The organism is Streptomyces sp. NPDC058955, assembly GCF_042741435.1.
In the GTDB taxonomy this organism is placed as follows: Bacteria; Actinomycetota; Actinomycetes; order Streptomycetales; family Streptomycetaceae; genus Streptomyces.
Genome location: NZ_JBHYKM010000029.1, coordinates 28,289 through 53,321, shown reverse-complemented (window position 1 = coordinate 53,321; position 25,033 = coordinate 28,289). Strand labels below are relative to the sequence as shown.

27 protein-coding genes and 1 pseudogene are annotated in these 25,033 nt (G+C 71.9%); 21 read left to right on the top strand and 7 right to left on the bottom strand.

From position 1 onward, the window contains the following. Positions 1-111: 111 nt before the first annotated feature. Entirely contained in the window at positions 112-1,083 is a 972-nt protein-coding gene (locus tag ACFW1I_RS14445; RefSeq protein WP_384669699.1) for a DUF2332 domain-containing protein, read from the top strand. A gap of 10 nt (positions 1,084-1,093) precedes the next feature. Here ACFW1I_RS14445 and ACFW1I_RS14440 read toward each other — a convergent pair whose 3' ends face one another. After that, on the bottom strand, positions 1,094-2,065 hold the full coding sequence (locus ACFW1I_RS14440) for a helix-turn-helix transcriptional regulator (protein ID WP_384669697.1): 972 nt from the start codon (positions 2,063-2,065) through the stop codon (positions 1,094-1,096). Between the two features lie 170 nt (positions 2,066-2,235). Here ACFW1I_RS14440 and ACFW1I_RS14435 point away from each other — a divergent pair, with 170 nt between their 5' ends. The 4 genes from ACFW1I_RS14435 (at position 2,236) to ACFW1I_RS14420 (ending at position 6,514) form a co-directional block, all read left to right on the top strand. Next, complete coding sequence (locus ACFW1I_RS14435) at positions 2,236-2,631, top strand: RidA family protein (RefSeq protein ID WP_384669729.1); 396 nt, start codon at positions 2,236-2,238, stop codon at positions 2,629-2,631. Positions 2,632-2,714: 83 nt separating this feature from the next. Next, the gene (locus ACFW1I_RS14430; protein WP_384669696.1) at positions 2,715-3,149 is read left to right on the top strand and encodes a hypothetical protein; all 435 of its coding nucleotides are present in this window, start codon (positions 2,715-2,717) and stop codon (positions 3,147-3,149) included. 228 nt (positions 3,150-3,377) lie between these two features. Then, on the top strand, positions 3,378-4,916 hold the full coding sequence (gene amrS, locus ACFW1I_RS14425; RefSeq protein WP_384669694.1) for an AmmeMemoRadiSam system radical SAM enzyme: 1,539 nt from the start codon (positions 3,378-3,380) through the stop codon (positions 4,914-4,916). Next, complete coding sequence (locus tag ACFW1I_RS14420; protein WP_384669693.1) at positions 4,913-6,514, top strand: radical SAM protein; 1,602 nt, start codon at positions 4,913-4,915, stop codon at positions 6,512-6,514. Before amrS ends, ACFW1I_RS14420 begins: the two co-directional genes overlap by 4 nt. A 78-nt stretch (positions 6,515-6,592) precedes the next feature. Here ACFW1I_RS14420 and ACFW1I_RS14415 read toward each other — a convergent pair whose 3' ends face one another. Continuing rightward, entirely contained in the window at positions 6,593-6,991 is a 399-nt protein-coding gene (locus ACFW1I_RS14415; protein WP_384669691.1) for a hypothetical protein, read from the bottom strand. A gap of 332 nt (positions 6,992-7,323) precedes the next feature. On the opposite strand from ACFW1I_RS14415, the gene ACFW1I_RS14410 reads away from it, so the two are divergent. The 6 genes from ACFW1I_RS14410 to ACFW1I_RS14385 all read left to right on the top strand — a co-directional run bounded on the left by ACFW1I_RS14410 (position 7,324) and on the right by ACFW1I_RS14385 (position 11,677). Then, the gene (locus ACFW1I_RS14410; RefSeq protein ID WP_384669690.1) at positions 7,324-7,686 is read left to right on the top strand and encodes a hypothetical protein; all 363 of its coding nucleotides are present in this window, start codon (positions 7,324-7,326) and stop codon (positions 7,684-7,686) included. Between the two features lie 121 nt (positions 7,687-7,807). After that, a complete protein-coding gene (locus ACFW1I_RS14405; protein ID WP_384669689.1) occupies positions 7,808-8,602 on the top strand; it encodes a hypothetical protein in 795 nt (264 codons plus the stop codon). A gap of 114 nt (positions 8,603-8,716) precedes the next feature. Continuing rightward, on the top strand, positions 8,717-9,277 hold the full coding sequence (locus tag ACFW1I_RS14400; protein ID WP_384669688.1) for a dihydrofolate reductase family protein: 561 nt from the start codon (positions 8,717-8,719) through the stop codon (positions 9,275-9,277). Positions 9,278-9,555: 278 nt separating this feature from the next. Beyond that, the gene (locus ACFW1I_RS14395) at positions 9,556-10,689 is read left to right on the top strand and encodes an MFS transporter (RefSeq protein WP_384669727.1); all 1,134 of its coding nucleotides are present in this window, start codon (positions 9,556-9,558) and stop codon (positions 10,687-10,689) included. Then, the gene (locus ACFW1I_RS14390; RefSeq protein ID WP_384669686.1) at positions 10,686-11,003 is read left to right on the top strand and encodes a DUF6221 family protein; all 318 of its coding nucleotides are present in this window, start codon (positions 10,686-10,688) and stop codon (positions 11,001-11,003) included. The genes ACFW1I_RS14395 and ACFW1I_RS14390 overlap by 4 nt, the downstream gene beginning before the upstream one ends. 77 nt (positions 11,004-11,080) lie before the next feature. Further along, the gene (locus tag ACFW1I_RS14385; protein WP_384669685.1) at positions 11,081-11,677 is read left to right on the top strand and encodes a hypothetical protein; all 597 of its coding nucleotides are present in this window, start codon (positions 11,081-11,083) and stop codon (positions 11,675-11,677) included. A gap of 122 nt (positions 11,678-11,799) precedes the next feature. Here ACFW1I_RS14385 and ACFW1I_RS14380 read toward each other — a convergent pair whose 3' ends face one another. Beyond that, complete coding sequence (locus tag ACFW1I_RS14380) at positions 11,800-12,441, bottom strand: hypothetical protein (RefSeq protein WP_384669683.1); 642 nt, start codon at positions 12,439-12,441, stop codon at positions 11,800-11,802. Positions 12,442-12,841: 400 nt separating this feature from the next. Between ACFW1I_RS14380 and ACFW1I_RS14375 the strand changes: the two genes are divergently transcribed. Beyond that, a complete protein-coding gene (locus ACFW1I_RS14375; RefSeq protein WP_384669681.1) occupies positions 12,842-13,084 on the top strand; it encodes a DUF4253 domain-containing protein in 243 nt (80 codons plus the stop codon). A gap of 56 nt (positions 13,085-13,140) precedes the next feature. Here ACFW1I_RS14375 and ACFW1I_RS14370 read toward each other — a convergent pair whose 3' ends face one another. Together ACFW1I_RS14370 and ACFW1I_RS14365 are read right to left on the bottom strand one after the other, a co-directional pair. Further along, complete coding sequence (locus ACFW1I_RS14370) at positions 13,141-13,833, bottom strand: hypothetical protein (protein ID WP_384669679.1); 693 nt, start codon at positions 13,831-13,833, stop codon at positions 13,141-13,143. A gap of 192 nt (positions 13,834-14,025) precedes the next feature. Continuing rightward, positions 14,026-14,661 (bottom strand): hypothetical protein, encoded by a 636-nt coding sequence (locus ACFW1I_RS14365; protein WP_384669678.1) that lies wholly within the window; start codon positions 14,659-14,661, stop codon positions 14,026-14,028. A gap of 143 nt (positions 14,662-14,804) precedes the next feature. Here ACFW1I_RS14365 and ACFW1I_RS14360 point away from each other — a divergent pair, with 143 nt between their 5' ends. Continuing rightward, the gene (locus ACFW1I_RS14360; RefSeq protein ID WP_384669676.1) at positions 14,805-15,311 is read left to right on the top strand and encodes a hypothetical protein; all 507 of its coding nucleotides are present in this window, start codon (positions 14,805-14,807) and stop codon (positions 15,309-15,311) included. A 24-nt stretch (positions 15,312-15,335) separates the two neighbouring features. On the opposite strand, the pseudogene ACFW1I_RS14355 reads toward ACFW1I_RS14360, so the two are convergent. Then, a pseudogene (locus ACFW1I_RS14355) lies at positions 15,336-15,620 on the bottom strand (transposase); the annotation flags it as partial. A 145-nt stretch (positions 15,621-15,765) separates the two neighbouring features. Here ACFW1I_RS14355 and ACFW1I_RS14350 point away from each other — a divergent pair. Continuing rightward, entirely contained in the window at positions 15,766-16,347 is a 582-nt protein-coding gene (locus tag ACFW1I_RS14350; protein ID WP_384669675.1) for a hypothetical protein, read from the top strand. Between the two features lie 114 nt (positions 16,348-16,461). Here ACFW1I_RS14350 and ACFW1I_RS14345 read toward each other — a convergent pair whose 3' ends face one another. Beyond that, complete coding sequence (locus tag ACFW1I_RS14345) at positions 16,462-16,971, bottom strand: SMI1/KNR4 family protein (protein WP_384669673.1); 510 nt, start codon at positions 16,969-16,971, stop codon at positions 16,462-16,464. 253 nt (positions 16,972-17,224) lie between these two features. Here ACFW1I_RS14345 and ACFW1I_RS14340 point away from each other — a divergent pair, with 253 nt between their 5' ends. From ACFW1I_RS14340 to ACFW1I_RS14310, 7 genes are all read left to right on the top strand, one after another. Beyond that, entirely contained in the window at positions 17,225-18,187 is a 963-nt protein-coding gene (locus ACFW1I_RS14340; protein ID WP_384669672.1) for a contact-dependent growth inhibition system immunity protein, read from the top strand. Positions 18,188-18,318: 131 nt separating this feature from the next. Further along, a complete protein-coding gene (locus ACFW1I_RS14335) occupies positions 18,319-18,918 on the top strand; it encodes a hypothetical protein (RefSeq protein ID WP_384669670.1) in 600 nt (199 codons plus the stop codon). Positions 18,919-19,065: 147 nt separating this feature from the next. After that, the gene (locus ACFW1I_RS14330) at positions 19,066-20,595 is read left to right on the top strand and encodes a flavin-containing monooxygenase (RefSeq protein WP_384669668.1); all 1,530 of its coding nucleotides are present in this window, start codon (positions 19,066-19,068) and stop codon (positions 20,593-20,595) included. Positions 20,596-20,852: 257 nt separating this feature from the next. After that, the gene (locus tag ACFW1I_RS14325) at positions 20,853-22,286 is read left to right on the top strand and encodes an amidase (protein ID WP_384669667.1); all 1,434 of its coding nucleotides are present in this window, start codon (positions 20,853-20,855) and stop codon (positions 22,284-22,286) included. Positions 22,287-22,400: 114 nt separating this feature from the next. Beyond that, a complete protein-coding gene (locus ACFW1I_RS14320; protein WP_384669665.1) occupies positions 22,401-22,919 on the top strand; it encodes a hypothetical protein in 519 nt (172 codons plus the stop codon). A 118-nt stretch (positions 22,920-23,037) separates the two neighbouring features. Then, entirely contained in the window at positions 23,038-24,561 is a 1,524-nt protein-coding gene (locus ACFW1I_RS14315) for an alpha/beta hydrolase (RefSeq protein WP_384669664.1), read from the top strand. Between the two features lie 44 nt (positions 24,562-24,605). After that, positions 24,606-24,998, top strand: coding sequence for a hypothetical protein (locus tag ACFW1I_RS14310; RefSeq protein WP_384669662.1), 393 nt, complete (start codon positions 24,606-24,608; stop codon positions 24,996-24,998). Positions 24,999-25,033 lie beyond the last annotated feature (35 nt).

Below are 25,033 nucleotides of genomic sequence, written 5' to 3'. Positions count from 1 at the left end.
GACCACCGTCATCCTGCCCCGCCGAGGAGGCAGCTGGCATGATCATCGGATCGTCGGCCGCAGGGCGGACGGACGGCGGACAGCGACGGGACGAAAGGCGCGGTGAGGCGGATGGGGAGCGAGACGGCGGCGCGGTACCGGCGGTTCGCCGCGCGAGAGGCACGCGGGCACTCCCCGTCGTACGAACGGCTCGCCGGGGGAGTGGCCGACGACCCCGGCCTTCTCGCCCTGATCGACGAACTCCCCGGCGAGCGGCGGCAGCCCAACCTGCTGCTGGCCGCCGTCCGCTTCCTGGACGGCCCGCTGGACGGCGATTACACCGCCTTCCGCACCTGGACCGCCACGCACTGGACCCGGGTACGGGACACGATGCTGGAGCGGCGGACCCAGACCAACGAGGCGGCCCGCTGCGCCGTCCTGCTCCCGGTCCTGGCCCGCCTGCCGCAGCCGCTGGCGCTCATCGAGGTCGGCGCCTCGGCCGGCCTCTGCCTCTACCCGGACCGCTACGGCTACCGCTACGACGGCGGGGCGGTGTTCGGCGCCGCGGACAGCCCGGTCGTCCTGGACTGCGCCACGACCGGCCCCGTGCCGCCGCCCGAGCGGCTGCCGGAGGTCGTCTGGCGGGCCGGCGTCGACCTGAACCCGCTGGACGTGGCCGACCCGCAGGACGTCCGCTGGCTGGAGTGCCTCGTCTGGCCCGAACAGCACGAGCGGCTGGCCCGCCTCCGGAACGCCGTGAGCGTGGCCCGCGCCGAGCCCCCGACGCTCGTCCGCGGCGACCTCGACGCGACGATCCGCGACCTGGTGGCGGCCGCCCCCGCGGGCGCCACCCCGGTCGTCCTCCACAGCGCGGTCCTCGCCTACCTCCCGCCGGAGAAGCGCGCGTCCTTCGCCGCCACCATGCGGGACCTGGCCTGCCCCTGGATCTCGAACGAGGCCCCCGGCGTCCTGCCCGCCGTCGACCGCCGCCTCCCGCCCCTCCCGGACCCCGACGGCCTGCTCTTCACCCTCGCCCTGAACGAGCGGCCCCTCGCACGCACCGGCCCCCACGGCCAGTCCCTGGAGTGGCTCCCCACGCCGTGAGGGCGGCGCCTCACGAGGACGCGTAGAGGTCCGCGACCCTGGCGGCCCGCTCGCGCAGCGAGCCGCGCAGGGACGGCGGCGACAGCGCCTCCGCGTCCGTGCCGAGCCGCCAGAGCGCCCACTCGGCGTGCCGGGCGTCCTGGAAGACCACCTGAAGCCGCAGCCACCCGTCCGCGTCGGGTTCCTCCGCGCGGACGGCCAGCACCGTGTCCAGCAGTTCCTCCCGCCGGGCCGGAGCCATCCGCAGGAGCACGGTGACGTGGTCGCCGCCGGAGAGGAACCGCGCCGACCGGTCCCGCCAGATCCGGTCCAGATCGACCTGGCCCGGCCGCTCCGCCTGCTCGGGAAGCTCCTCGGCGGCCAGGATCCGCGACAGCCGGTACGTCCGGTCCTCGCCGGAGCGCGTGGCGAGCAGATAGGCCCGGTCGCGCACGGTGACCAGGCCGATCGGGTCCACGGTGCGCCACCGCGCGGCCTGGCCCGTGGCCGCGTAGTGGATGCGCAGCTTGCGCCCGGCGAGCACGGCGCGCCGGACCTCGCCCATCGTGGTGCCCGGGACCTCGTCGGTGACCGGCCGGCGGGCGAGGAGGTCCGTCTCCGGCTCGACGAGGAACCGCCGCGCCGCGTCGCTCGCGGTGGCCTGGTGGGTCTCGGGCAGCGCGTCGACCACCTTCCGCATCGCCGAGGCGAGGGCCGAACCGAGCCCGAACACCTGCTCCCCGCGCCCCGACCCGGCCGTCAGCAGGGCGAGGGCCTCCTCGTGGTTCAGCCCGGTCAGTTCGGTCCGGAACCCTGGCAGCAGCGAGAAGCCCCCGTGCCGCCCGCGCTCGGCGTAGACCGGCACCCCGGCCGCGGACAGCGCCTCGATGTCGCGCAGCACCGTCCGCGTGGACACCTCCAGCTCGCGGGCCAGCACGTCGGCGGTCAGCCGGCCGTGCCGGCGCAGCAGAAGGACCAGGGAGACCAGCCGGTCGGCGCGCATGCGGAGAACGTACCGGAATACATGACGAAGGATGTCGTGATGCGTTGGCAGGCTCCCGCACATGACGTCGAGGCCGGCGACCGCCGAGCCGACGGACGTCCGCACACCCACCAGTCGGGACACGTCGACACGAGAGCGGTCGACACGAGAGGAACGGAGCCGACATGGCTGTGGAACGCACCCCGGTGAACCCGGTGACGTGGTCGGTCGAGAAGGGCTTCAACCAGGGCGAGGTCGTCACCGGCGAGACGCGCACCCTGTACATCTCCGGCCAGACCGCGATGAGCGAGAAGGGCGAACCCCTCCACGACGGCGACATGGCGGCCCAGTTGGCGCTGAGCGTCGAGAACGTGGAGGCCGTCCTCGCCGGGGCCGGCATGACCCTCGCGAACCTCGTCCGCCTCAACGTCTACACGACCGACGTCGACCTGCTCTTCCGGCACTACGGCGTCCTCGCGGCCCGGCTGGGCGCCGCGCGGGTGGCACCCACCACCACGATGCTCGGGGTGACGCGCCTGGCGATCCCCGGCCAGCTGGTCGAACTGGACGGCACCGCCGTCGCGTGACGCCCGGCCGCCCCGCCGCCCAGCCATGGCCTGCGGCGGGGCGGTGGGGTGAACGCCCCGCGCCCTGCGTAGCGTTCACCCCCATGGGAGCGAGCAGATGGACGTACTTCACGCCGTACCGACCGGATGCGCAGGAGGCACTGGACGAGCTGCGCGCAGCGGCCTTCGCCGCCGACGCCGTGTACTACCGGGAAGGGGGCGTCGAGACGCCGGCGGCCCTCGTGGCGAGCGGCCGGCTGGACGAGGAGCCGGCGCATTCGGTGCTGGACGTCCGGCGGGTCGTCCGCTGCGAGGAGGACCTGGAGGAGCCCGGCGACGTCCGGGTGATCGAACCGGCCGAGACGGCCGAGCTGTTCGGGACGGCGCAGCCCGTACGGGAGGCGGTCGAGCGGGCTCTCCGGCGGGCCGGTGACGGGTGGTTCCCGCCGGTCGACCGCGGTTCCGGGTGCGTCGCGGCCGTCCACGACGCCGGGGGCCGGCCGGTCGCGTGGTGCTTCTGGGGCCTCACGGGGGACTGAAAGAGCCCTGTTTCAGGGGGTGATGGGCCCGTGCCCGCACCCCCGCTCGCCATGGTCCGGGTTCTTGACGGCGGAGACAGGGCTCGGTCATGCTCGTCGCCAGGCGCGGCTCAGAATGTTCAACAATCCTCATCCGGCATAACGGGGGTTCCTGGGGCGGATCATCCCAGGACACCCGGCCGTGCGGGCCGCGTCCTCCCGGTCACCTCCTTCTCGGAAGGACAGCATGTGACGAACAGGACCCCGAACCAGGAAGCGAACCCGACGCCGACCCCGACACCGATCCCACCCCCACCCCCGGCCCCGACCCCGAAGCAGGCTGCGACACCGGCCGCGGCGACCACCTGGAACAGCGACCCCCGCCCCGCCCGCCTGGAGGAACGCCTCGACGGCGGCGTCGTCCGCTGCCACCTCAGCCCCAGGAACTGCCGCATCCGCCCCGGCCAACACGGCTTCTGCCGGGTGCGCGCGAACCGGGACGGGCGGCTGGTCACCCTGAACTACGGCCGCTCGGTGCACGCCACCGAGGAGACCATCGAGACCGAGGCCGTGTTCCACTACGCGCCCGGCGCCCGGATCCTGTCCATGGGCAACGTCGGCTGCATGCTCAACTGCGACTACTGCCACAACTGGAAGACCTCGCAGGCGCGTTACGTGGAGGACAAGGACGTCCACCACTACACGCCCGAGGAGGTCGTGGACATCGCGGTCCGGCACGGCATCAGGGTGATCTCCTGGACGTACAACGACCCGGTCGTGTGGCACGAGTTCGTGATGGAGACCGCCGCGCTCGCGAAGGCCGCCGGCATCGTCAACCTCTACAAGTCCGCCTTCTTCATCACCGGCGAGGCGATCGAGGAACTCCTCCCGGTCATCGACATCTTCTCCGTGTCGATCAAGTCGCTCGACCCGGCGTACTACCGCAGGATCACCAAGGGCCGGCTGGAGCCCGTCCTCGAAGGAACGGAGCGGGTGTTCCGGGCCGGCAAGCACGTCGAGGTGTCCACCCTGATGGTCACCGACCTCAGCGACGACGAGAAGACCGCCCGCGACATGGCCACCTTCGTCGGCGAGCGCCTGAGCCCCGACGTACCGACGCACTTCGTCCGCTTCCACCCCGACTACAAGATGACGCGGACGATCCGCACCCCCGTCGACCGCCTGGAGAAGGCCTGCAGCACCGCCCTCGACATGGGCCTTCGCCACGTCTACCTCGGCAACGTCTACGACACCGCCGCGACCGACACCCGCTGCGGCGACTGCGGACGGCTCCAGGTCACCCGCTACGGACTGAACGCCGACCTCGTCGGGGTGGACGCGAAGGCCCTCTGCACCGGCTGCGGCGGCCACTCCGGCATCACCCTGCTGCCGGACGCCCGCCCGCGCGAGCGGGTCAGGGACCTGCCGCCGGGGGAGGACCTGTCCGTCGCCGCGTTCGACTGGCACGGAGACGTACGGGCCGTCCACGTGCAGCTGCGCAACACCTCCGCCACCCCGGTCAGGGCCTACTCCCGCCGCTACGGCGACGCCGCCGCCGACCCGGCGTGGGAGGTCGTCCACCTCGCGCCGCACGAGAGCTTCCGCTCCATCGCGGCCAAGAGCACGCCCGGCGAGACCGGAGTGCAGGTCGCCGTACCGCGCGACTGCGCGTCGAGCCTCCACCAGGTCTTCGACCGGGCCCACTTCCCCACGGTGGAGGCGGCCGAGGGCACCCTCAACGGCGACGTCTCGCCGCTGCCCCTCTTCCGCCCGGGCACGCGGCCATGACCACGCCCGACCGCCACCGGGAACCGCGCCTGAGACACGGCACGGACTACCGCGTCCTCCCCCTCGGCAACAGCAACAGCAACAGCAACAGCAACGGTGACGGCGACGGCGACGGCTGTGGCGAGGACATGGCCGCCGTCCTGATCACCGGCAACCACCGGCTGCTGCTCGCCCCGGCCGCCACCGCCCGGCGCCTGGAAGCCGGCGTCGACCACCTGTTGCCGCCCGAACGGGAGGCATGGGACCGGCTGCGGGCGACCGCCGGAGTCGGCGACGACACCCACAGGAGGCTGCTGGCCGAGAGCGCGCTCTCCGACGGCGCCGACTTCGCGGTCAACGTCAACCTCACCAACGTCTGCAACCTCGCCTGTACCTACTGCTTCGCCGAGGGCGGCGACTACGGCCGCATCACCGAGGCGATGGGGGAGCACTCCATCGCCTGGATCTTCGACTTCGTCGAGACCCACGCGGCCCCGGACCAGCGCGTCCGCTTCGAGTTCTTCGGCGGCGAGCCGCTGGCTAACCTCCCCGTGATCCAGCGGATCTGCGCCCGCGCCCGCGAGATCACGGAACGCGACGGCACCCGGTTCGTGCACCGCGTCTCCACCAACCTCACCCTCCTGCCTCCCGGCACCGTGGAGCTCTTCCGGGAGCACCGCTTCATCGTGTCGGTCTCGATCGACGGCGGCCGCCGGGTGCAGGACGCCAACCGGCCCTCGAAGAACGGCAAGGGGTCGTACGACAGGATCGTCCGCAACGTCCGGCGGCTGCGGGAGGAGTGCGGCGACGCCGTCACGCTCGTCGCGCGGATGACGATCGCCACGGCCGAACCCACCCTCAAGGACAGCGTGCTCGACCTCTGGCGGCTCGACCTCTTCGACCACTTCCAGATCTACCCGGGCGTCTACCCGGTCCGCGCGGGCACGACGGTCCCCGTCGCCCTCACCCTCGGCGACCGCACGCTGTCCGAACCGCAGGGCGGCATCCGGTACATCAACCACTTCCTCCAGCCCGGCATCGTCGAGCAGTTCAAGGACTTCCTCGTCCACTACCCGAAGCTGTTCGACCCCGGAAACCGCTTCAAGGGGGTGCTGGAGTACGAGAGGACCGTGCAGATGATCACCGAGGGCGCGGCGGCCCTCGCCTTCTGCTCCGGCGGCCGCACCTACTACACGCACTCGCCCGACGGCAGCATCAGCCCGTGCCACCGTCTGGTCGGCGACGAGGGCTTCGACGTGGGGACCGGCGAGCACGGCCTCACCCGGGCGCACCCCGAATGGCGGCGCACCGTCGACCAGCACCCGGTGTGCGGCGGCTGCTGGGCCCGCTACCTGTGCGGCGGGGGCTGCCGCCAGGAGAACCACGTCGCGACCGGAGACCTCAACGTCCTCAACGAGGAGTCGTGCCAGTACCAGGTGATGCTGGCGGAGGAGGTCGTCCGCATGCTGGCCCGGTCCACGCCCGCGTACCGGGCCCGTTCCCGGACCCGCTACGACGACCTCTTCGTCTCCTGCGGCCGCCCCGTCCTGCCCAGCACCCGGCCCGCCGCCGTCCCCGGCACGGGGGCCGACCACGCGCCCTTCCAGATCCTCTGCTGACCGTCCACGGCCCGTGCGCACACTCCGCCGCCGCAGGCACTCCCGGTGTCTCCGGCGGCGGAGCCGCGGGCAGGGGGGCTACCGCCCGGCCGGGACGCGCAGCATCCGGCAGGACCGCAGGCCGACGTCGACGAGCTCCGCCAGGCCGGCGGACGGCATCAGCATCGCCAGCCGGTGCATGGCCAGTGCCGCCTCCCAGGCCGAGGCCCTGGCCGGCGAACCGTCCCAGGAGACGGCGTCCAGCCGGGACCAGAGGTGCGCGCCGAACCCCAGGTGAATCGTTCCTGCCCGGGAGGTCTCCTCGTCCAGCGCCCCGCGCACCGCCGTCAGGAACGTCACGGCGTCCTCCGGCCCCAGCGCGTCCACCACGATCCGCAGATAGGGCGCGATCAGCACGGTCGCCTCCGGCCACCCGGCCTCGTCGCCGAAGCGTTCGCGCAGGTGTACGTACAGCGAGTGTTCCATGTCATGGGTCATGGAATGAGAGATACGTTTCGCCAGCGGATCTTGCTCGCGTCGACACGCGGAACATCCGCCCCGCCGCTCATATGGACGGTGACGGGGGCGGCGACGGAGACGGCGACGGGGGCGGTGGCGGAAGGGGAACGGTCGGTCCGACGAAGACCGGGACGCCGGTCGGGTCGCTGGTCGGGTCGCGGGTACCGCCGTACGCCACTCCGGCGGGGCCGAACGGGTGATGGTGCGGCAACACGCGACACCCGCCGCATCGGCGGATCGATTCGCCCCCGTCCCGCCTCCCTAAGGTGACCCCTGCTTCCTTGATCATCTTTTGAAGGGACCACCCCGCTATGAAGCTGCGCAGCACCCTCGGCGCGTCGCTCGGCGCCCTCGCCCTCGTCCTGTCCACGGCCGGTTCGGCCCAGGCCGCCCAGGGCGACTTCCACTACAAGTACGTCGACGGCTTCGGCCAGCAGCAGACCGTCACCCTGCACGACCCGCACAGCGGCAAGTGCATCAACCTCCACGCCGTCGGCGAGGACGACGAACTCCCCGGCTACGGCCCGCACAACGACACCGACACCGCCGTGACCGTCTACGTCGGCGCGAACTGCGAGGGCCCCGAGTGGCGCCTCAAGGCCCACGGCAAGCCCGCCAAGGACACCCTGGAACTCCGCTCGGTCCGCTTCGACGCACCCGTCGCCGCCCAGTAGCCCGCCCCAGGGCCGCCCCGAGAGGAACCTGAGAAGAAAGGGGCGGCCCTTCGGCGTGCCCGCCGGTAGATTGGTGACCTCCGGCGGGCGAAGGCCCCCGGAGTCCCCGAAGGCGTACGCCATGTCCCACCACCCCGCCCCCGCCGGCAACCGACCCGCGCCCCCGGCCCCGTCCCCGACGGCGCACCGGCTGGAGGCGGCCCTCGACGGGCTGGCCGACACCTTCCGCGGCATGACCGCGCACCCCGACGAGGACAACTGCGTCTGCCACTGGGGCAGCGCGGAAGAGCTCGCGCGGCTCAAGACGGCGGACGTGGAACTGGACCCCGACCTCCTGCGGCGCACCTGGCAGGCGACCGACTGGACGCACAGGGGATCCGTGCTGCGCCGGATCCTGCCCCAGTTCGCCGCCGCCCTCGTCGGCGGCCGGGTCGACACCGACGCCGACCTGGAGAGCGTGGGCCGCGCCTTCGCCATGGCGGACTGGCGGAACTGGCCGGCCGAGCAGACCGCCGCGGTCGACGCGTTCCTGCGCGCCTGGTGGGAGCACACGCTCACCGACCCGGCCCCCGCCGTCCCCGCGCACCACGTCCTCGTCGTGGCCGCGGAGGCCACGGGCACGCTGACCCCCTGGCTGGCCGCCTGGGAAGCGACGTCCACCCCCGAGGCGGCCCGGCACCTCGCCGAGGCCATCGACCACTGGGACCACGACCTGCTCGCCGACCGACTGCCCTGGAGCACCTGGGAGGACGAGGAGGAGACGTACGCCGAACTGACCGCCTGGCTCGTCCGCCACGCGCCCACCCGCCTCCGCGCCCACGGCGCACCCGAGGACCTCCTCCACCGCGTACGACTCCTCGGCGTCACCGGCCCGGCCCGCTGGGACGACCCCCACTGGCCCGACTACCGGTACTGACCGCGGAGGAACACGGCGGGCGATGGGCCCAGGATCTCCCGACGGTGTGGTTTCGTGGAGTGACGTGCCCCAGCGGCGCACCGGCGAGCCGATACCCGAGGCGGTCTTCTCCTGATGCGTAACGTCACCTATTCCATGGGCGTCTCCCTGGACGGCTACATCGTGGGACCCGACGGCGACTTCGCCTGGACGGACCCCGGCGACGAGGTCTTCCGGTCCTTCATCGACGAGATCCGCGAGGTCGACGTCCACCTGATGGGCCGACGGCTCTACGAGACGATGCTGTACTGGGAGACCGCCGACCCGTCGACCTTCGACGACGCCGAGCGCGAATGGGCCGCGCTCTGGAACCCCCTCCCCAAGGTCGTCTTCTCCCGGACGCTGACGACGGTCCAGGGCAATGCCCGCCTGGCCTCCGGCGGCCTGGCGGAGGAGATTGCGCGCCTGCGTGCCGAACCGGGGGAGGGCGACATCGCCATCGGCGGCGCCACGCTCGCCGCCGAGGCGGCCGCGCTGGGCCTGATCGACGAGTACCGGGCGCGCGTCCACCCGCTGCTCGTGGGCGGCGGCATCCCGTTCTTCCCGAGGGACGAGCGCAGGGTGGACCTCGAACTCGTCGACACCCGCACCTTCGAAGGACGGGTGCTGTACGTCCGCTACCGCGTCGCGCGGTAGCGGCGGACGCCCGCCGAGGCAGACGCCCTGGCCGACACGACCGGCACGGCCGGTACGACCGACACGACCGACACGACCGGCACGGCCGGTACGACCGACACGACCGACACGACCGGCACGACCGTTACTCCGTTGCGACGAGCCGCCGCGCTTGGTGAGGTGGGACCATGGACGGTGCGACGGAATCGACGCGGCGGAAGCGAGCGGGAGACGAGCGGCACACGGTCGTCCCGCGCCGCGCGGCCCCTTGGCGCGGCGTGGCGGTGCTCGCGGCCCTGATGCTGGCGGCGTTCACCTTCAACACCGCCGAGAACCTGCCCATCGGACTCCTCGACGGCATCTCCGCCGGCCTGCGGGTCTCCGTCTCGGCGGTCGGCCTCCTCGTCACCGGCTACGGCGTGACGGTGGCCGTCGCGTCCGTCCCGCTCGCGCACGCGGTCAGGGCGGTGCCACGACGGCACGTCCTCACCGGACTCCTGGCCGCACTCGTGATCTCCAGCCTCGCCGCCGCGACGGCGCCCTCCTACGCGGTGCTCCTCGGGGCGAGACTGCTCACCGCGCTGGCCCAGGCGCTGTTCTGGGCCGTGATGGGGCCGGTGGCGGTCGGCCTGTTCGCGCCCGAGGTCCGCGGACGCGTGGTCGGGGCGCTGTCCGTCGCCGGCTCGCTCGCCCTGGTCCTCGGAGTGCCCGCCGGCACATGGCTCGGCCGGCAGACCGACTGGCAGGTGCCGGTGGCCCTCCTGGCGCTGCTCGGCGGCATCTCCCTGGTGACGATCGCCACCCTGCTGCCGACCACCCGCCCGGACGAGGAACCCGCCGCCTACGCCACCGACCCCGACGCCCGCAGGTTCGGCATCGTCCTGGCGACCGGCGCGCTGTCCGCGGCGGGCGCCTTCGCCGGATTCACCTACCTCGTGACGTTCCTGGACGAGGTGACCGGCTTCGCTCCGGACACCGTCAGCGTCCTGCTCATGCTCATCGGCATCGCCTGCCTGGCGGGAGTGACCCTCACCGGCACCCAGCTGGACCGGCACCCGCACGCGACCATGACGACAGCCGTGGCCGCCCAGGCGACGGCCATGCTCGGCCTCTACGCCACCGGCACCGACCCGGTGGCGACGACGGCCTTCCTCCTCCTGATGGGCGCCGCACTGGGCCCGGTCTTCATGACCACCCAGAACGCCATGCTGCACTGCGCCCCCGCCCGCACCGACATCGCCCTCGCGGCGAACTCCGGCGCCTACAACGCCGGCATCGCGGCAGGCGCCGCACTGGGCGGACTGGTCCTGTCCCTGGCCGGCCCCCGCGAAACCTTCCTCACCGGCGGCCTCCTCACCTCCACGGCCTGCGCCGTCCTCCTCATCGGCGACCGACCGGCCCGCCACCCCGCACCATCGAGCATGCCCCGATGAACGAAAACCTGGCGAAGTTCATCGAGGCACGACTGGACGAGGAGGCCGCCTTGGCGCGCCGCTGCGACGGCGACGGCTGCGGCGAGTGGTCCGCCACCGGCCACACGGTCGACTTCTGCCAGACCGACCTCCCCGGCTTCCACCCCACCATCGCCCGACACGTGGCCCTGCACGACCCGGCCCGCGTCCTCCGCGAGATCGAGGCGAAACGACGCATCCTGAACCGCCACCGCCACGACCCCTGGCCGCACCACGACCTCCACGACCTGGCCGCCCCCTACACCGACCACCCCGACTACCCACCCCGTCCCTGACCCGCCCCTCACACCGCCGCCACCCGTGGTGTCAGTGACTGCTCGTAAGGTGCGCTGGTAAGCGACGAGGAGGTTCCATGGGCTTTTCCGGCCATCTGGTCTTTGCGCGCAGCGAGCGCCCACTGCTGGAAGCACCCCTGTTCGGCACCATCGCTCCAGAACTGAGCGGCGACGTGTACGACGGGCGGCCGCGGCCGGGCGGCTGGCAGCCCCTGCAGCTGGAGCAGGGCATCTGGGAGGACGAGCACCTGTCCACCTTGGTCGAGTGGACCGGTGCACCGGCCTGCGTGGCCGATGTCTCCGACAGCAGCGTCGCCCTCGTGACCGGCCTGGACACCGGCGGCCACCGCTGGCAGGCGTGGCTGAACCTGCCCAACGCCGCCGGCCTCCTCGTCGAGGCGCCTGAGGACGTGGACGACGAGAGCTTGTGGCCGGCCACCCCCGAGTTCGAGGAAGCCCTCGGGCGTCAGCGTGCACAACTCGACGCAGAGGTGCCGGCCGACGCCGCAGGCGCTCTCGCGTGGGCGTCAGAAGCTGGTGTCCAGGCCGCGGTGCAGCAGTCCCGCATCGAGGAACTGCTGCGCGCAGAAGAGACCTTCGCAGAGGACCTCTTCGATGCGCTGCTGGATGCACTGGGTTTCCCCGAAGCGGCCCACGCCACACAGCAGCCGTAGGCGGCGACGTCTCGGCCACCGCCTCATGTGGCCACGAACACGAAGCCTGGCGCTCCGGACCGTGCCGCCCGAACCTGTGCGTTGCGCGGGGGTCCAGGCTCAGGGTTTCGGTGGTCGGCCGGTTACGGGGCTGCCTCGCGGAAGAGCGCCAGGAGGGCGTGCGCCTGCGGGGCGCCCGCGTCGAAGAACTGCGTGGCGAGTGCGGGGGGCACGGCGGTTCCATGCATACGGACCTCATGGCAGCTGAAGCAGAACGCCGCCTCGAACAGCACCAGGTCGAGAGTGTCCGCGTACGCCCGGACACTCCAGCCCGGCGAGAAGCCGCAGCGGTGCTGCTCGCTGCCGGGCAAGCTTTCGATCAAGGCCAGAGCGCTGACGGCCTCGCTCCCGATCCAGTGGGCGACCACACTGCCGGGATATGGGGTGCCCCGCTTTGTCGGAAGTTCGGAGATCCTTACGACCTCGAGCAGCGCAGCGGCGGCCACGGCTTCGGCGGGGAGCTTCATGTGCGTAGTCTGCCCGCGCCCAGTGTCGGGCGGTGCACCTGCCTCCATCATTGACAGCTCTCGCGCTCTCTGGGGCCAGCGGGTTTGTCCGATGTCGGTGTCGAGTAGGTCGAGGACGTGGAGTTGGACACCGCGGGTGATCTGGACGGTGGGCGGGGCGGTGACGTTGCCGGTCCGCAGGGTGAGTTCGCCGAAGTGGTAGAACATCATGCGGCCGGTGGGGCGGACGCGGCGGTTGTCGGGGTAGAGGCCGGGCATGGTCTGTTCGGGGCCGAGCGCCCGTCTGACCTGCCGTTCGATGAGGCAGTATGACCTCGTCCTCCGCCCGCCGCTTGATTCCTCCGATGACCCCCTCCACCGCTTGCGGATGTCCTTTCCCACCGCCGAGACCGAGTGGTCTGTGACCGCGGCGGGTGTCGAGGTCCTGGGCGTCCGAGGTCGCCGATGCGAACGACGATGTCGACCTCTGGCGGTCCGACTACGACCCCGACCGGCTGGCACCCCTGCTCGCACCGGCCGTGGAGCGCCCGTCGCAGGGGGTGTCGCAGTGGGCGACCGGCACCCGGGACTTCTCCGAGAAGGACCTGCGGTGGGTGAATCTCGTGCCCGCACGCGGTGGCTACGAGGTGCCGGTGCTTCTGCCGTTCGTCTCCACGACGTGGGGCTGGGCCGGGTACGGCGACCGAGGCCTGACGCCTCTCGACAGCAGTGGGGCGCCGAGTTCTTCTGCGCCGAGGGTTCCTACCTGGAGCTGGCCGTCGACCTGCCGCCTCTGGACCCGCGGGGCGCCGCGCAGGCCGCCGCGGAGCTGCGCGCCTACGGCCACGACGCGGTGCACGATCCGGTGAAGACCGGCGACACGATGGCCCGCTCGACGATGTGGTCCCTCTGGTGGGACTGACCCCGACCGCAGGCCCTCATGGGACGGTGCGTTGCGGACCGCCGCACACGGCCGTGTCAGTGCGGCAGGTCATCGGGCGGGAAGCAGATCTTCCGGTCGCTCCTGCAGATCTCGGCCTCCGGGTCGACGGGCCCCCACCCGTAGGCACGGTCGAAGGTCAGGAAGGTGACCATGCGACCGGAAGGGAACCTCGCGACCGCCTGGTGCACCGGCCCCGTCCCCTTGCTGCGCTTGACGTGGTCGAAACGCTGCGCACCGCCCTCGGCGATCACGAAGCTCACGACGCGGACCTCGTCCTGATTGTCGTCGCTGGGCGCCCGGTCAGGCTCGCCCGGGACCGTGAGAAGCAGTCCGGGCGCCGGTGCCTCCTCAGGAAGTCCGCCGCACCTGTACGAGCTGTAGCCTTCCCGGATCTTGCCGTAGCAGAAGGTATGTCCGTCGGACATCCAGGCCAGCTCCCCGTTCCTGGCGTCCAAGCGACGGATCACGACCACCTCGTCGGCCGGTGGAACCTTGTGTCCTCCCGGCATCTGGATCGCGAACGCCGCCTGCAGGAAAGCCTGGTCACGATCGCTGACCGCCGCCTCGCCCAGCGGCCGCGCCGGCATCCTGTCGTAAGGCCGCTGCGTAACCGCCGGCCGGGCAGTGGCCGAGGACTTCGCCGGCGCGGGCTTCGCGGAGTCCCGAGGCTGTTCCGTCCCCGACGTACAACCGGCCAATGTCAGCAGCAACATGGCTGCGGCGCTCATGAGAATCCGTTGTCTCAAGACACTTCCCCCCCGGCTTACGTCTCGTGTCGGAAGACGATAGCGCTGAGCGGACGATCGGTCCGGCCCATGTGGGCCCCAGTGGCCGGGTGGCCGGCAGGCGGGTGGCGGAGATCGTCGAGCGGCTGGCACCGGATGAGTCATGGGAGCTGCTCCCAGGGTCGGTGGGTTCCATCAGCACCCTTGCGCGGGCCCGATGACCGTGAGGCCCACCTGCGCGGCGAGCCAGTGGACGTACGGTTCGCTGCTCTGGCGGCCGTCGACTTCGGCGTCGCGAACGTGGAGGAGGACGGTGTGGTCGTCGGCAGGCTCGTCGTACCCGCGGGTGCCGGTGTTGAGGAGGAGCGTCACCTCTGCGTGCTTGGACTCGCCCCGAAGACCCACTTCGGGCGCATCCGGCCAGCACAGGTCCTGCCAGTTGATCTCGCCCACGCTCGGACCGATTCCGGCCGTGAAGGCGTCCTCGACGCTGCCGACCGCCTGGTGGGGCAACTCGTAGTCCACCGGAAGTCGCCCTTCGTACGCGGCCGGGTCCGTCGGCAGTCCCGCCCCCAGGACGCCCACGAGCCAGGCGGGAAGGTCCTCGAACGGCACCCGGCGGTCGAACTCCCCGTCCAGTTCCTGCCCCCGGAACCAACCCTCCGGCAGCTCCTTCGCCGCCCGCCACGCCTCGTCGGCCGAGCGGAACTCTGCGTAGAGGGAGACGTTGGTGTACTCGCAGCGGCCGAACTCCATGAGACGGCGCGCCGTAGACAGGGCGAGCTCCGGGTCGGGAGTACGGAAGACGGGGTAGGCCACGTCGTTGGACATCCGGTGATGTTGCCACGGCCTGTCATCGCCGGGGCATGCATTTAAGAGCGTTTGTCCCGGTAGGGCTGTTTGGGAAGTCGACGGTTGGTCGCCGCTCGGGCCTGCTTTGATCCGAGAAAGGGCGCCTCTGGCAAGATGACGTCATGTTCGATTTCGGCATCGCGGGCTACCAACCGGAATGGCTGGACAGCCGTGGTGGCGTCGTACAGGAACATGGGTGCCGTCTGCGTGGTCTTGCTGGCCGGACTCTCACGCGAGTCTGGATGGTCTGGGACCTCAGGGATGACGAGTGGTTCTGCGACTGCCCGGTGCTGTTCGACTTCGATGGCCAGCAGGTCGAAATCAACTATCAGAAGCTGGGCGATCTATCCCTGACGTGGAACATGATCGACCCCACCCGTCCAGTCCGGTGGCCCGGCTTCGACCTCGAGTGGCGGCCCGAACCTTTTCCTGAGCTGCAGGCTCTGCGGGGGTTGCCGCTCGTGGGGGCCGAAGTGCTCGAATGGACGGGTAGGGACGTCGCTCAGGGAAACGTCGACATCAGTTTCGCCTTCGAGACGGGTCGCGTGACCGTGTTCAACGCACTCGACGAGAACGGGGTGAGCTTCGCCCCTCCCGGTCCGCGCCAGCGCCTCTACCCGTTCCATTGATGTACTCGGGGTTCAGGTAGAGCGTCAGCCCGGCGGGGATTCCCTGGTCAGCCGGCGGCTTGTCCGGTCGACCATCGCCGGCTTGATCATGGCTTCGGAGCGGTGTGGTTGGGTTTCGTAGTCGCGGGCGAGGCGCCGGTGGTGCATGAGCCGGCCGAACGTGACATGCGGATGCGCATGGGCTATCTGTGAGAGCACCTGGATGCCGCCGGCGTTGTCGGAGACGTTGGCTGCGGTGACCAAGACAGCCAGGAGGAGGTCGAGTGTGTCGACACCGATGCGACGTTTGCGACGGCCTGCTTCTCCACCTCGACACCTTCAACCTCCACCGCTTGCACGGCTTGCTCGTCGAGGCATCGCATCGTGGGAGCCACGCCGACGGTCGCCCCTCGCCGTCGGAGTCCGCCGACGATTCCGGGCGACAGTCCGGACCGGCGGGTGGCACCATTCGGCCATGTGCGAAGACTGCCTGGCCGGCTACACACGCTGTGTCCACGTCACCACTGATGCCGCCGACGCGTACCGCCAGGCCATGCGGCTGTGCGCTCTGATGGAACACCGCGGCGACGAGGCGGAACTGCTGACGCACCTGGAGAGCGTCGACGAGGTCCGGCGAATGGCGGCGTCCCTGCCGAACGCCCGCTTTGTGCACCGCCCTTATCCCGGCGCGCGACCCCCTTGCGGCGCTGGTGGCTGTGAACCGGACGTGCCGGTCATGGACGATCGTGAACTGGAGTCACACCTGCCGCTCGAAATGACGGCGGGGTTCGTACGGGGGACGGCCGAGGACCGGGTCATCGCGGCACTGGGCGACGACGGCAACGCGGTCTTCCTCGTATGGTCAGGTCGCTGGCCGGACAGACCCGAGCACGGCCTGCACGGCTCCCGCCACGACGCGGTACAGGTCGCCTTCCGCGGCGACCACGCCGACCCTGCACTGCCGTCCGGCCGGCACGCGGTCCACGTCTACGTGTCCAAGCAGTCCGGCCACCGCGGCGTCGAGTATCTGGCTGCGCGGGCGGGCGTCCACCCGTGACCAACTCGGTGCTCGTGCACCCCGCCGTCCGGTCCGCATCACCGCACTTGTCCAAGCCGTCCTCGCCCTCCATCTGACCAGCTCAGCGTGACACCGACCCCGCCTCGCCTCCCGTCAGCCGCCGTGAGCCCCGGGGCCCGGCTGGAACGTCGGGTCAAGGCCGTACCGAGCGATGCCGAACGGCAGGAAGTCCTTGTCCGCCAGGACCCTGTAGAGAAATTCCGACGTCGACATGTCGTACGCGCACCACTCGCCGGCTTCGCCCCGTGCGAGGACAGGAGGTGTACCGGGCTGCTGCGCGTCGACAAGCCAGCAGTATTCCGTACCCCATTCCGTCGAGGCCCATTTGATGTACCCCTTTCCGCCCGGGGTGTACTCCTGGTACGGACCGGTTTCCGCAGGAAGGGGAATGGGTGCTCGCCACGGCAGGAGAAGATTGAAGTAAGACCCTTCCGTGTTGCCGAGGAAATGGACGGAGTCGCAGAAGGTTCCTCCACCGAAACTTTCACACAGTTGTTTGAAGTCCGCCGGAAGCGGAATGCGAAGCTCTTCCTCGACCCCTGCCCAGTCCACGGAGGAGGAGGTCGAAGCCTCCCAGCCGGTGAATTCGAGTACTCGCTGCACCCACATGCAAAGACCTTTCACAGAAGGGAAGGGTGCAGGCGGAAATCAGGATCGATGCCCGCCCGCACCCCTGGTGATCGACCTTACCGGCCTCCGGCTTGAGCGCCGTCGGTGCGTTCCGGATCGTGAGGGGATCGTGAGGGGATCGCGTGGTATTTCCTGCCATCCACCTGATTTCCCAACAGATGGCTGCGGTTCATGGCTGCGACGGGATCTGGGCCGTGATGGAGATCAGACATGGGACGATCGGTCGGTGACGCGACTCGTGAACCGTGGCCTTTCCCTGGAGGAGCTTGAGCGTGACCGCGGGTCGGTCCCGTCGGACGGTGATACCCGGCTGATGGCGACCGTGCGTGAGCTGCGGCGCAAGCCGATCGGCAGCCTGACGGTCGAGGACCTGCGGTTCCTGATCAGGCAAGACGTGGGCCTTGCCTCTCTCCTGCCCTTGGCGGTGGAGGTCCTCCGGGCCAACCCGCTGGCGGAAGGCGATGTGTACGCGGGCGACCTGCTGGCCGCCGTGCTCACCAGGAGTGCGGACGTCTGGAGTGGTTTCCCGGAACTCGGGCGGGAGGTCCGCCTGATCGTCTCGGAGTTGACCGACGTGCCGCCCGCCCTGGAACGCGACATCGAAGGGTTCTTGGCTCTCTGCGGTCGCACCCTCGAGTCACACGTGAGCGCGCGGCGCATGCTCGATGCCTATGGCTTGCGCAGCATCGTCTACGTGCCCCGGACCGCCGACGGCTCCGCATGTGACGGTCACTCGGCCAACCTGCTGAGCAGCGTGGGGCTGCCGCACTCCGACGTCTTCATCTCCCGGAACGCGGTACCGGGTACCTGGCCCGAGAGCGGCGACACCCTCACCCTCGGAGGCCACGCCTTTCCTGACGGGTGGAGCTGTCCCGTGGAGAGCCGGAGCTGGTGGGTGCTCGGGTACCTGTTCGCGTCACTCGTCGCGCTCGATCCGGCATCGGGGAAGGTGTACGCCTTCCCGGAGGGGGAGGGCGGGTACCACCAACTCCACCGGGACGTCGACTCCTTGCTCTTCACCCTGGTCGAGTTCCGGCGCCTCGAAAACGACCACGACGCGGACGTCGACCCCGAGGAGCTGTCCGCGCGCTTCCGGCGGGTGGTGGGCGCCGTCGATCCCACGCCGTTCGTCGTCGAGGACTCCGCGTGGAACGTCGCCCTTGAGGAGCTGGAGCACGGGATCTGGTGAGGCTGCTGGAGGTGTCGTGGGAGGGCGGGAGTGCGCCGGACGTCTGGGCGGGGGGCCGGGGTGCGTACTCAGGCCGTTTCTGAGTAGGGGAGCGGTGCCCTCCCGCCCCGGGTGTCTGGTCGGATCGGCTCATGAGCACGTCACCCCTCCCCGCTTCGCCCGCCGTCGACCGGAAGCCGCCGCACCGGGTCCGTATCGCTGCTCTGACCTTGGGCATGGTGGCCGTGGTGGGGCTCATCGCGGTGCTCGCCAAGGGCTGCGAGTCGATGGCCGGCGGTCCCGTGCGGTCGGAGGCGGCGTTCCGTGAGCACCTGCGGCACACCGAGGAGGCGGGCGAGGGGGCGGTGCGGCTGCTGGGGGCCGATCCGGACTCCGTGATCTACGGGAAGGAGATGGGCGGGGCGTCCTGCAAGGACGACCTGGGCGTGGACGCGGAGGGCGTCACCCGGGACCAGCCCGTCGTCACCTGGAAGCCCGACTTCGCGAGCGACGCCCGGTACCGGGCCGCTCTCGGCACGCTCCGGCGGGAGTGGGCGGCGCGGGGGCTGGACGTGAAGGACATCCCCGCGCGGGAGCAGGGGGAGCCGGGGGCCGGGCCGGCCGGTGTCAGCGCGACGGACGACCACGGCGTCGAGGTGTCGCTGCGCCCCGACTGGTACTCCGGCGAACCGGTCCTGACGGCCGACGGGGGATGCGTACGGCATCACGGGTACCTGGTGGAGTGGGAGTGAGGGGACGGTGACGGTGTCCCTCCCGGTGGGTGGGGACGGCTGTCACCCCGCGCAATCCGCCGGCACCCGCCCCCCCGCACCCGCACCGGCACCGCCACCGGCACTCCGCTGTCGGGCCCAAACCCCGCGTGGCGCATTCTTTTCCCTATGACTGCGCACCAGCCGCCGCCCGTGGAGCACCTCGACGTCCTGATCGTCGGTGCCGGGATCTCCGGGATCGGCGCCGGCCGCTACCTGCGGCTCAGGCATCCGGGGAAGTCGTTCGCGATCCTGGAGGGGCGCGGTGCCTCCGGCGGTACCTGGGACCTGTTCCGGTACCCCGGCATCCGGTCCGACTCCGACCTCTACACCTTCGGCTACGCGTTCAAGCCATGGCGTCACCGGGAGTCCATCGCCACCGCCTCCCGCGTCCTGTCCTACGTACGGGAGACGGCCACCGAGAACGGCCTCGACGAGCACATCCGCTACCACCACCGGGTCGTCGCCGCCGACTGGTCCTCCGAGGCGGCGCGCTGGACGGTGCGGGTCGAGCGCACCGACCCGGAGACCGGTGCGAGCGAGCGGGTCGAGCTCACCGCCGGGTGGCTCTTCTGCGCCACCGGCTACTACCGATACGACGAGGGCCACACGCCGCACTTCGAGGGCCGCGACCGTTTCCGCGGGCAGATCGTGCACCCGCAGCACTGGCCCGAGGACCTCGACCACCGCGACAAGCGGGTGGTCGTCATCGGCAGCGGTGCCACCGCCGTCACCCTCGTCCCCGCCATGGCCGACGACACGGCGCACATCACGATGCTCCAGCGGACACCCACGTACGTCGTGCCCGTCTCGAAGGAGGACAAGGTCGCCCGGCTGCTCCTCCGCGTGCTGGGGGACCGGCGCGGACACGCCGTGACGCGCCGCAAGAACATCGCCCGGCAGCAGGTGGTCTGGCGCTTCGCCCGGTGCTTCCCGGCCGCGACCCGGAAGCTGATCCGCGCGGCGAACACCCGGCTCCTGCCCGCCGGCTTCCCGGTCGACGAACACTTCGACCCGCCGTACGACCCGTGGGACCAGCGCCTGTGCGCCGACCCGGACGGCGATCTCTTCAAGGCCATCAGCGCCGGCAGGGCCTCCGTCGTCACCGATCGGATCGACACCTTCACCGAGGACGGGATCCTGCTGCGGTCCGGCCGGGAACTCCCCGCGGACATCATCGTCATCGTCACCGGCCTCACGCTCCAGCTCCTCGGCGGCATGCGCCTCACCGTGGACGGGACGCACGTCTCGCCCGCCGACTCGCTCCTCCACCGGGGCACCATGCTCTCGGGCATCCCCAACCTCAACATCGCCATCGGCTACACCAACGCCTCCTGGACGCTCAAGATCGGCCTGCTCTGCGAGTACGTCTGCCGGCTCCTCGCCCACATGGACCGGTACGGCCACGACACCGCCCGGCCCGAGAGCGCACCCGGCCTGGCCACCCGCCCCATGCTCGACTTCGGCGCCGGGTATGTGCGCCGGGCCCTCGACCGGCTGCCCCGGCAGGGCCCGGACGCGCCGTGGGTGACGTCGACGAGCTACCGCGAGGACCGCAGACTGCTCCGGCGCGCCGCGATCGCCGACGGCCACCTCCGCTTCTCGGGCCCGGCCACGCGCACCGCCGGTCCCACGGGGAACCGGCCCGCCGCTCCCTGACCCCGCGCCACGGACCCGCCCCGTCTCCGCCCCGCCCCGCCCCGTCTCCGCCCCGACCCGTCTCCGCCCCGCCCCCGCCTTACGTCAACACCGTTGACGCGTGGGGCGGGTGACGGTTCGATGATGCCGTCGGGGGCGTCGTTCACCCGGTCGCGACTCCCCCGACGCCTCCGGCCTCACCGGCTCTCCGGCCTCTCCGGCCTCTCCGGCTCTCCGGCCTATCCGGCTTCTCCGTCGCTTCGGGAAGGGACCCGCGCATGACCGCCGACACCACCGACCTCGCCTACCTGCCCGCCACCGAAGCCCTGCGCCGCTTCCGGGACCGTTCGCTGTCGCCCGTCGAGCTGATGCAAGCCGTCATCGCGCGCGCCGCAGCCGTCGAGTCCAAGGTCAACGCCCTCGCCGAGCAGACCTTCGAGGAGGCGCTCGTCGACGCGCGCGAGGCCGAGGCGCGGTACGCGGGGAAGGGGGCGGCGCCCCGGGCGCTGGAGGGCCTGCCGGTCGCGACGAAGGAGGAGCAGCCCCTCGCGGGCCGTCGCGCCACGGACGGCTCGCTCGCCTTCCGGGACGAGATCGCCGACGCGACGCACCCGGTCGTCGAGCGGGTGCGGGCGGCGGGCGGGATCGTGCACGCGCGGACCACCACCCCGGAGTTCAGCTGTGCCGCGTTCACGCAGTCACGGCTGTGGGGGGTGACGCGCAACCCGTGGAACCTGGAGTTCAGTCCGGGCGGTTCGTCGGGCGGCGCCGGGGCCGCGCTCGCGGCCGGGGAGACGACGCTCGCGACGGGCTCCGACATCGGCGGCTCCATCCGCATCCCCGCCTCCTTCACGGGGACGGTCGGCTACAAGCCGCCGTACGGCCGTGTCCCGGCGATGGCGCCGTTCAACCTCGACACGTACTGCCACGACGGCCCGATGGCGCGGACGGTCGGTGACTGCGCCCTCCTGCAGAACGTCATCGCGGGACCCCACCCGCTCGACGCGGTCTCCCTGCGGCCCAAGGTCACGCTGCCCGACCGTTTCGAGGGCGTCGACGGCGTACGGGTCGCCCTGTCGGTGACGCTGGGGGACTGGCCCGTCGATCCCGAGGTCGAGGCGCACACCCGCGCGGTCGCGGAGGCCCTGCGCGCGGCGGGGGCCGTGGTCGAGGAGGTGGAGGTCCCGGTCCGGCGCGCGGAGGTGATGGAGGCCGCGATGATCCACTTCGGGTCGGTCTTCGGCCCGTACGTCGCCTCGGTCGCCGAGGAGCACCGCGATCTGCTCACCGGGTACGCGCTCGACTTCGCCGAACGGGCCGCCGAGGCCGTCCGCGAGCCCGGCAGCTTCCTGCGCGGCCTGGAGCTGGAGGCCGGGATACAGCGGACGCTCGGTCTGCTGCTCGACCGTCACGACGTGCTGCTCTGCCCGACGACCGCCATCCCGGCGCTGCGGGCGGACGACGACTACCTCTCGACCAGGGTCGTGATCGGCGGCGTCGAGCTGGACTCGTACCTGGAGGCCGCGATGACCACCGTCTTCAACATCGCCGGCCGCTGCCCGGTGCTCAGCGTGCCGTCCGGAATCGCCGCGAACGGCGTGCCGACGGGGGTGCAGATCGTCGGGCGCACCTACGACGACGCCGCCGTGTTCCGCGTCGCCGCGGCGATCGAGGCGGTCCGTCCGTGGGGCGGCCGGCGCCCCGCTCTCTGAACGAGGGGCGAGCGGCGGGTGACGTCCGGCGGCGGCGGGGCGGCCAGGTGTCGCCTTCCTCTGCTCGGTCCTCCTCTTCCCCGCGCTCCGTGGGTTGTTGGAGGATCTGCTGTCATGACTCAGCATGCATCTGACGCGTCCGCCGATGCGGCGGGTACGTACCTGGCGGGCCTCGCCGGGCGCCTGACGGCCGACGCCTGCGCGGTGACGTCGCCGGAGTGGAACGGCCGCCCGGTGGTGGCCGCGCAGCGCGCGGACCGCAAGGCACGGTGGTTCGGGACCAAGTCCGAGCTGTTCGTCTTCGCCGCGGCCGTGCCCCGGGTGGACGTCGCCACCCTGGAGGAGTTCACCGTCTGGGCCATGAGCCGGGCGAAGAGCCTGCGCGGCGGCATACCGGGCGCCCGCAACGTGACCCTGGTGCTGCCCGCGCTCGTGAGCGCGCACGTCGAACCGGCCGCGGCCCAGTGGGCCGCGCAGGACGCGCGGACCGTCGACACGACAGTCGTCAGCCGCCCCCTCACGGTCCAGACGGCCCCGGACGCCGTCCGGACCACGATGTACCGGGGCAGGGTCGTCTGGGGCGGGCTGTTCACCGGCCATGTGCTGGAGAAGGCGGGCCTGTACTTTCCCTGACGCCTGCGCGCGGCCGGAGGAGGGGGACAACAGGACCGCCCGACACGGGGGTTGACCCCACCCCCGGAGGCCCGGTGGCCTGATGGGGCGTCGGGCCGCCGGACGGCAGGGTGGAGGCATGACAACACGCCGCGTACGCACGTCCCTTGCCGCCTCCGTCCTCTCCGTCGCCGCACTGGCCTCCGTCGGCCTCGTCGCCGTCGGCGGCCCCGCGAACGCCACGGGCGACGCCTCCGGCGGCCGGCTCCAGTGGGGCGAGTGTCCCGCCTCGGTGAAGCCGGCCGACGGGCAGCGGTGCGCCACCCTGTCCGTGCCGCTCGACCACGCCGACCCCACCGGCCCCCGCATCGACCTCGCGGTCTCCCGCATCGGCAGCACCCGCCCGGAGGCCCGGCGCGGCACCCTGCTCGTGATCCCGGGCGGGCCCGGAAGCTCCGGGGTGCAGCGGCTCGCCCAGAAGGGGGCCGCGCTCGCGAAGGAGACCGGAGGGGCGTACGACCTGGTGGCCTTCGACCCGCGCGGGGTCGGCGGCTCGGCCAAGGCGCGGTGCGGGCTCGCGGAGCAGGACCGGTGGATGGTGACCCTGCGGTCCTGGCCGGCCGCCGACGGGACCATCGGCGCGAACGCCGAGCGGGCGCGGCGGATCGCCGAGGCCTGCGCCCGCGACGGCGGCCCCATGCTGCGCAGCCTCACCACCGCCAACCAGGTGCGGGACATGGAGCTCCTGCGGCAGGCGCTCGGCGAGGAGAAGCTGTCGGCGTGGGCCAACTCGTACGGCACCTATGTGGCCGCCCGGTACTCCCAGGAGCACCCAGGCCGGACCGACCGCTGGGTCCTGGACAGCAGCGCCGACCCGGACCCGCGCCGGGTCGCGTACGGCTGGCTCGCCGACATGGCGAAGGGCGCCGAGGACAGCTTCCCGGACTTCGCCGCCTGGGCCTCCCACCCGGACCGCGCGGCCGAGGGCCTGCGGCTCGCCGACACCCCGGAGGCCGTACGGGCGCTCGTCCTCGACCTCGCGGCGCGGCTCGACCGGACGCCCCGCGCCACCGCCGCCCCCGGCGCGCCGCTCACCGGAGCCGCCTTCCGGCAGGCCCTCCAGGTCGCGCTCTACTCCGACGCCGCCTTCCCCGGCTTCGCGCGGCTCGCCGCCCAGGCCCTCGACCCGCGGGGCGTGCCCGTGCTGCCGCCCGAGCTGACCGGCGCGATGCCGGACGAGGCGGCGGCGGTCACCGTGGGCGTCGTCTGCAACGACGTCGACTGGCCCCGTTCCGTACCGGCGTACGCCCGTGCGGTGGCGGCCGACCGGGCCCGGCACCCGCTCACCGGCGGGATGCCCGTCAACGTCACGCCCTGCGCCTTCTGGAAGGGCGGCGCGGTGGAGAAGCCGGTCCGCCTCACCGACGAGGGCCCGTCGAACATCCTCATGATCCAGAACCTGCGGGACCCGTCCACCCCGCACTCCTCCGGCCTGAAGATGCGCGAGGCGCTCGGCGACCGCGCCCGGATGGTCTCCGTCGACCGGGGCGGGCACGGCGTCTACCTGGTGGGCGCCGGCGGGGCGGGCAACGCCTGCGGCGACCGGACCGTCACCCGCTTCCTGCTCACGGGAGAACGCCCGGCCACCGACATCCGCTGCTGAGGGGCGGTGTCGGGCCCGCGGCCGCCCGGTGAGATCGTGCGGACATGAACCTCCTCAACGACGAGCGCCTGCGCACCTGGACCCTGCGCTGGATGGCCCTCCTCGCCGCCGACCTCCACGACCAGCGCGCCTGGACGGCCGACCGCGACCTGGACACGGCGTCCGTCGCCGAGGAAGTGGAACTGGTCTGCCGCGTCTCCGCGGGACTCGCGGAACGCGGAGTCCTCACCCCCGAGGACACGAGCGACCTCCGGGAACTCGGCCACCGCCTGGCCGACCTCACCCCCACCCACCGCGCCGCCCCCTGGGCCGAATCCCTGGTCGCCGACCGGCCCTGGACCGAGGTGCGCACCCTGGCCCGCCGGATCCTCCTCAGAACGACGGGCGCCTGGCGCCACCCGCTCCCGCCCGCGGGCGACGCCCGCACCTCACGCTGACAGACGGTCAGGTCCGCCCGTCGGTGCCCTCCTGG

Bases quoted from the DNA above. Each gene is read 5' to 3' on its own strand.
- ACFW1I_RS14445 (WP_384669699.1), top strand. From the start codon at position 112: ATGGGGAGCGAGACGGCGGCGCGGTACCGGCGGTTCGCCGCGCGAGAG.
- ACFW1I_RS14405 (WP_384669689.1), top strand. From the start codon at position 7,808: ATGTCCCACCACCCCGCCCCCGCCGGCAACCGACCCGCGCCCCCGGCC.
- ACFW1I_RS14420 (WP_384669693.1), top strand. From the start codon at position 4,913: ATGACCACGCCCGACCGCCACCGGGAACCGCGCCTGAGACACGGCACG.
- ACFW1I_RS14440 (WP_384669697.1), bottom strand. From the start codon at position 2,065: ATGCGCGCCGACCGGCTGGTCTCCCTGGTCCTTCTGCTGCGCCGGCAC.
- ACFW1I_RS14360 (WP_384669676.1), top strand. From the start codon at position 14,805: ATGTTCGATTTCGGCATCGCGGGCTACCAACCGGAATGGCTGGACAGC.
- ACFW1I_RS14395 (WP_384669727.1), top strand. From the start codon at position 9,556: ATGCTGGCGGCGTTCACCTTCAACACCGCCGAGAACCTGCCCATCGGA.
- ACFW1I_RS14365 (WP_384669678.1), bottom strand. From the start codon at position 14,661: ATGTCCAACGACGTGGCCTACCCCGTCTTCCGTACTCCCGACCCGGAG.
- ACFW1I_RS14380 (WP_384669683.1), bottom strand. From the start codon at position 12,441: ATGCCCGGCCTCTACCCCGACAACCGCCGCGTCCGCCCCACCGGCCGC.
- ACFW1I_RS14370 (WP_384669679.1), bottom strand. From the start codon at position 13,833: ATGAGCGCCGCAGCCATGTTGCTGCTGACATTGGCCGGTTGTACGTCG.
- ACFW1I_RS14325 (WP_384669667.1), top strand. From the start codon at position 20,853: ATGACCGCCGACACCACCGACCTCGCCTACCTGCCCGCCACCGAAGCC.
- ACFW1I_RS14390 (WP_384669686.1), top strand. From the start codon at position 10,686: ATGAACGAAAACCTGGCGAAGTTCATCGAGGCACGACTGGACGAGGAG.
- ACFW1I_RS14415 (WP_384669691.1), bottom strand. From the start codon at position 6,991: ATGACCCATGACATGGAACACTCGCTGTACGTACACCTGCGCGAACGC.
- ACFW1I_RS14320 (WP_384669665.1), top strand. From the start codon at position 22,401: ATGACTCAGCATGCATCTGACGCGTCCGCCGATGCGGCGGGTACGTAC.
- ACFW1I_RS14400 (WP_384669688.1), top strand. From the start codon at position 8,717: ATGCGTAACGTCACCTATTCCATGGGCGTCTCCCTGGACGGCTACATC.
- ACFW1I_RS14330 (WP_384669668.1), top strand. From the start codon at position 19,066: ATGACTGCGCACCAGCCGCCGCCCGTGGAGCACCTCGACGTCCTGATC.
- ACFW1I_RS14410 (WP_384669690.1), top strand. From the start codon at position 7,324: ATGAAGCTGCGCAGCACCCTCGGCGCGTCGCTCGGCGCCCTCGCCCTC.
- ACFW1I_RS14310 (WP_384669662.1), top strand. From the start codon at position 24,606: ATGAACCTCCTCAACGACGAGCGCCTGCGCACCTGGACCCTGCGCTGG.
- ACFW1I_RS14430 (WP_384669696.1), top strand. From the start codon at position 2,715: ATGGGAGCGAGCAGATGGACGTACTTCACGCCGTACCGACCGGATGCG.
- ACFW1I_RS14335 (WP_384669670.1), top strand. From the start codon at position 18,319: ATGAGCACGTCACCCCTCCCCGCTTCGCCCGCCGTCGACCGGAAGCCG.
- ACFW1I_RS14315 (WP_384669664.1), top strand. From the start codon at position 23,038: ATGACAACACGCCGCGTACGCACGTCCCTTGCCGCCTCCGTCCTCTCC.
- ACFW1I_RS14385 (WP_384669685.1), top strand. From the start codon at position 11,081: ATGGGCTTTTCCGGCCATCTGGTCTTTGCGCGCAGCGAGCGCCCACTG.
- ACFW1I_RS14350 (WP_384669675.1), top strand. From the start codon at position 15,766: ATGTGCGAAGACTGCCTGGCCGGCTACACACGCTGTGTCCACGTCACC.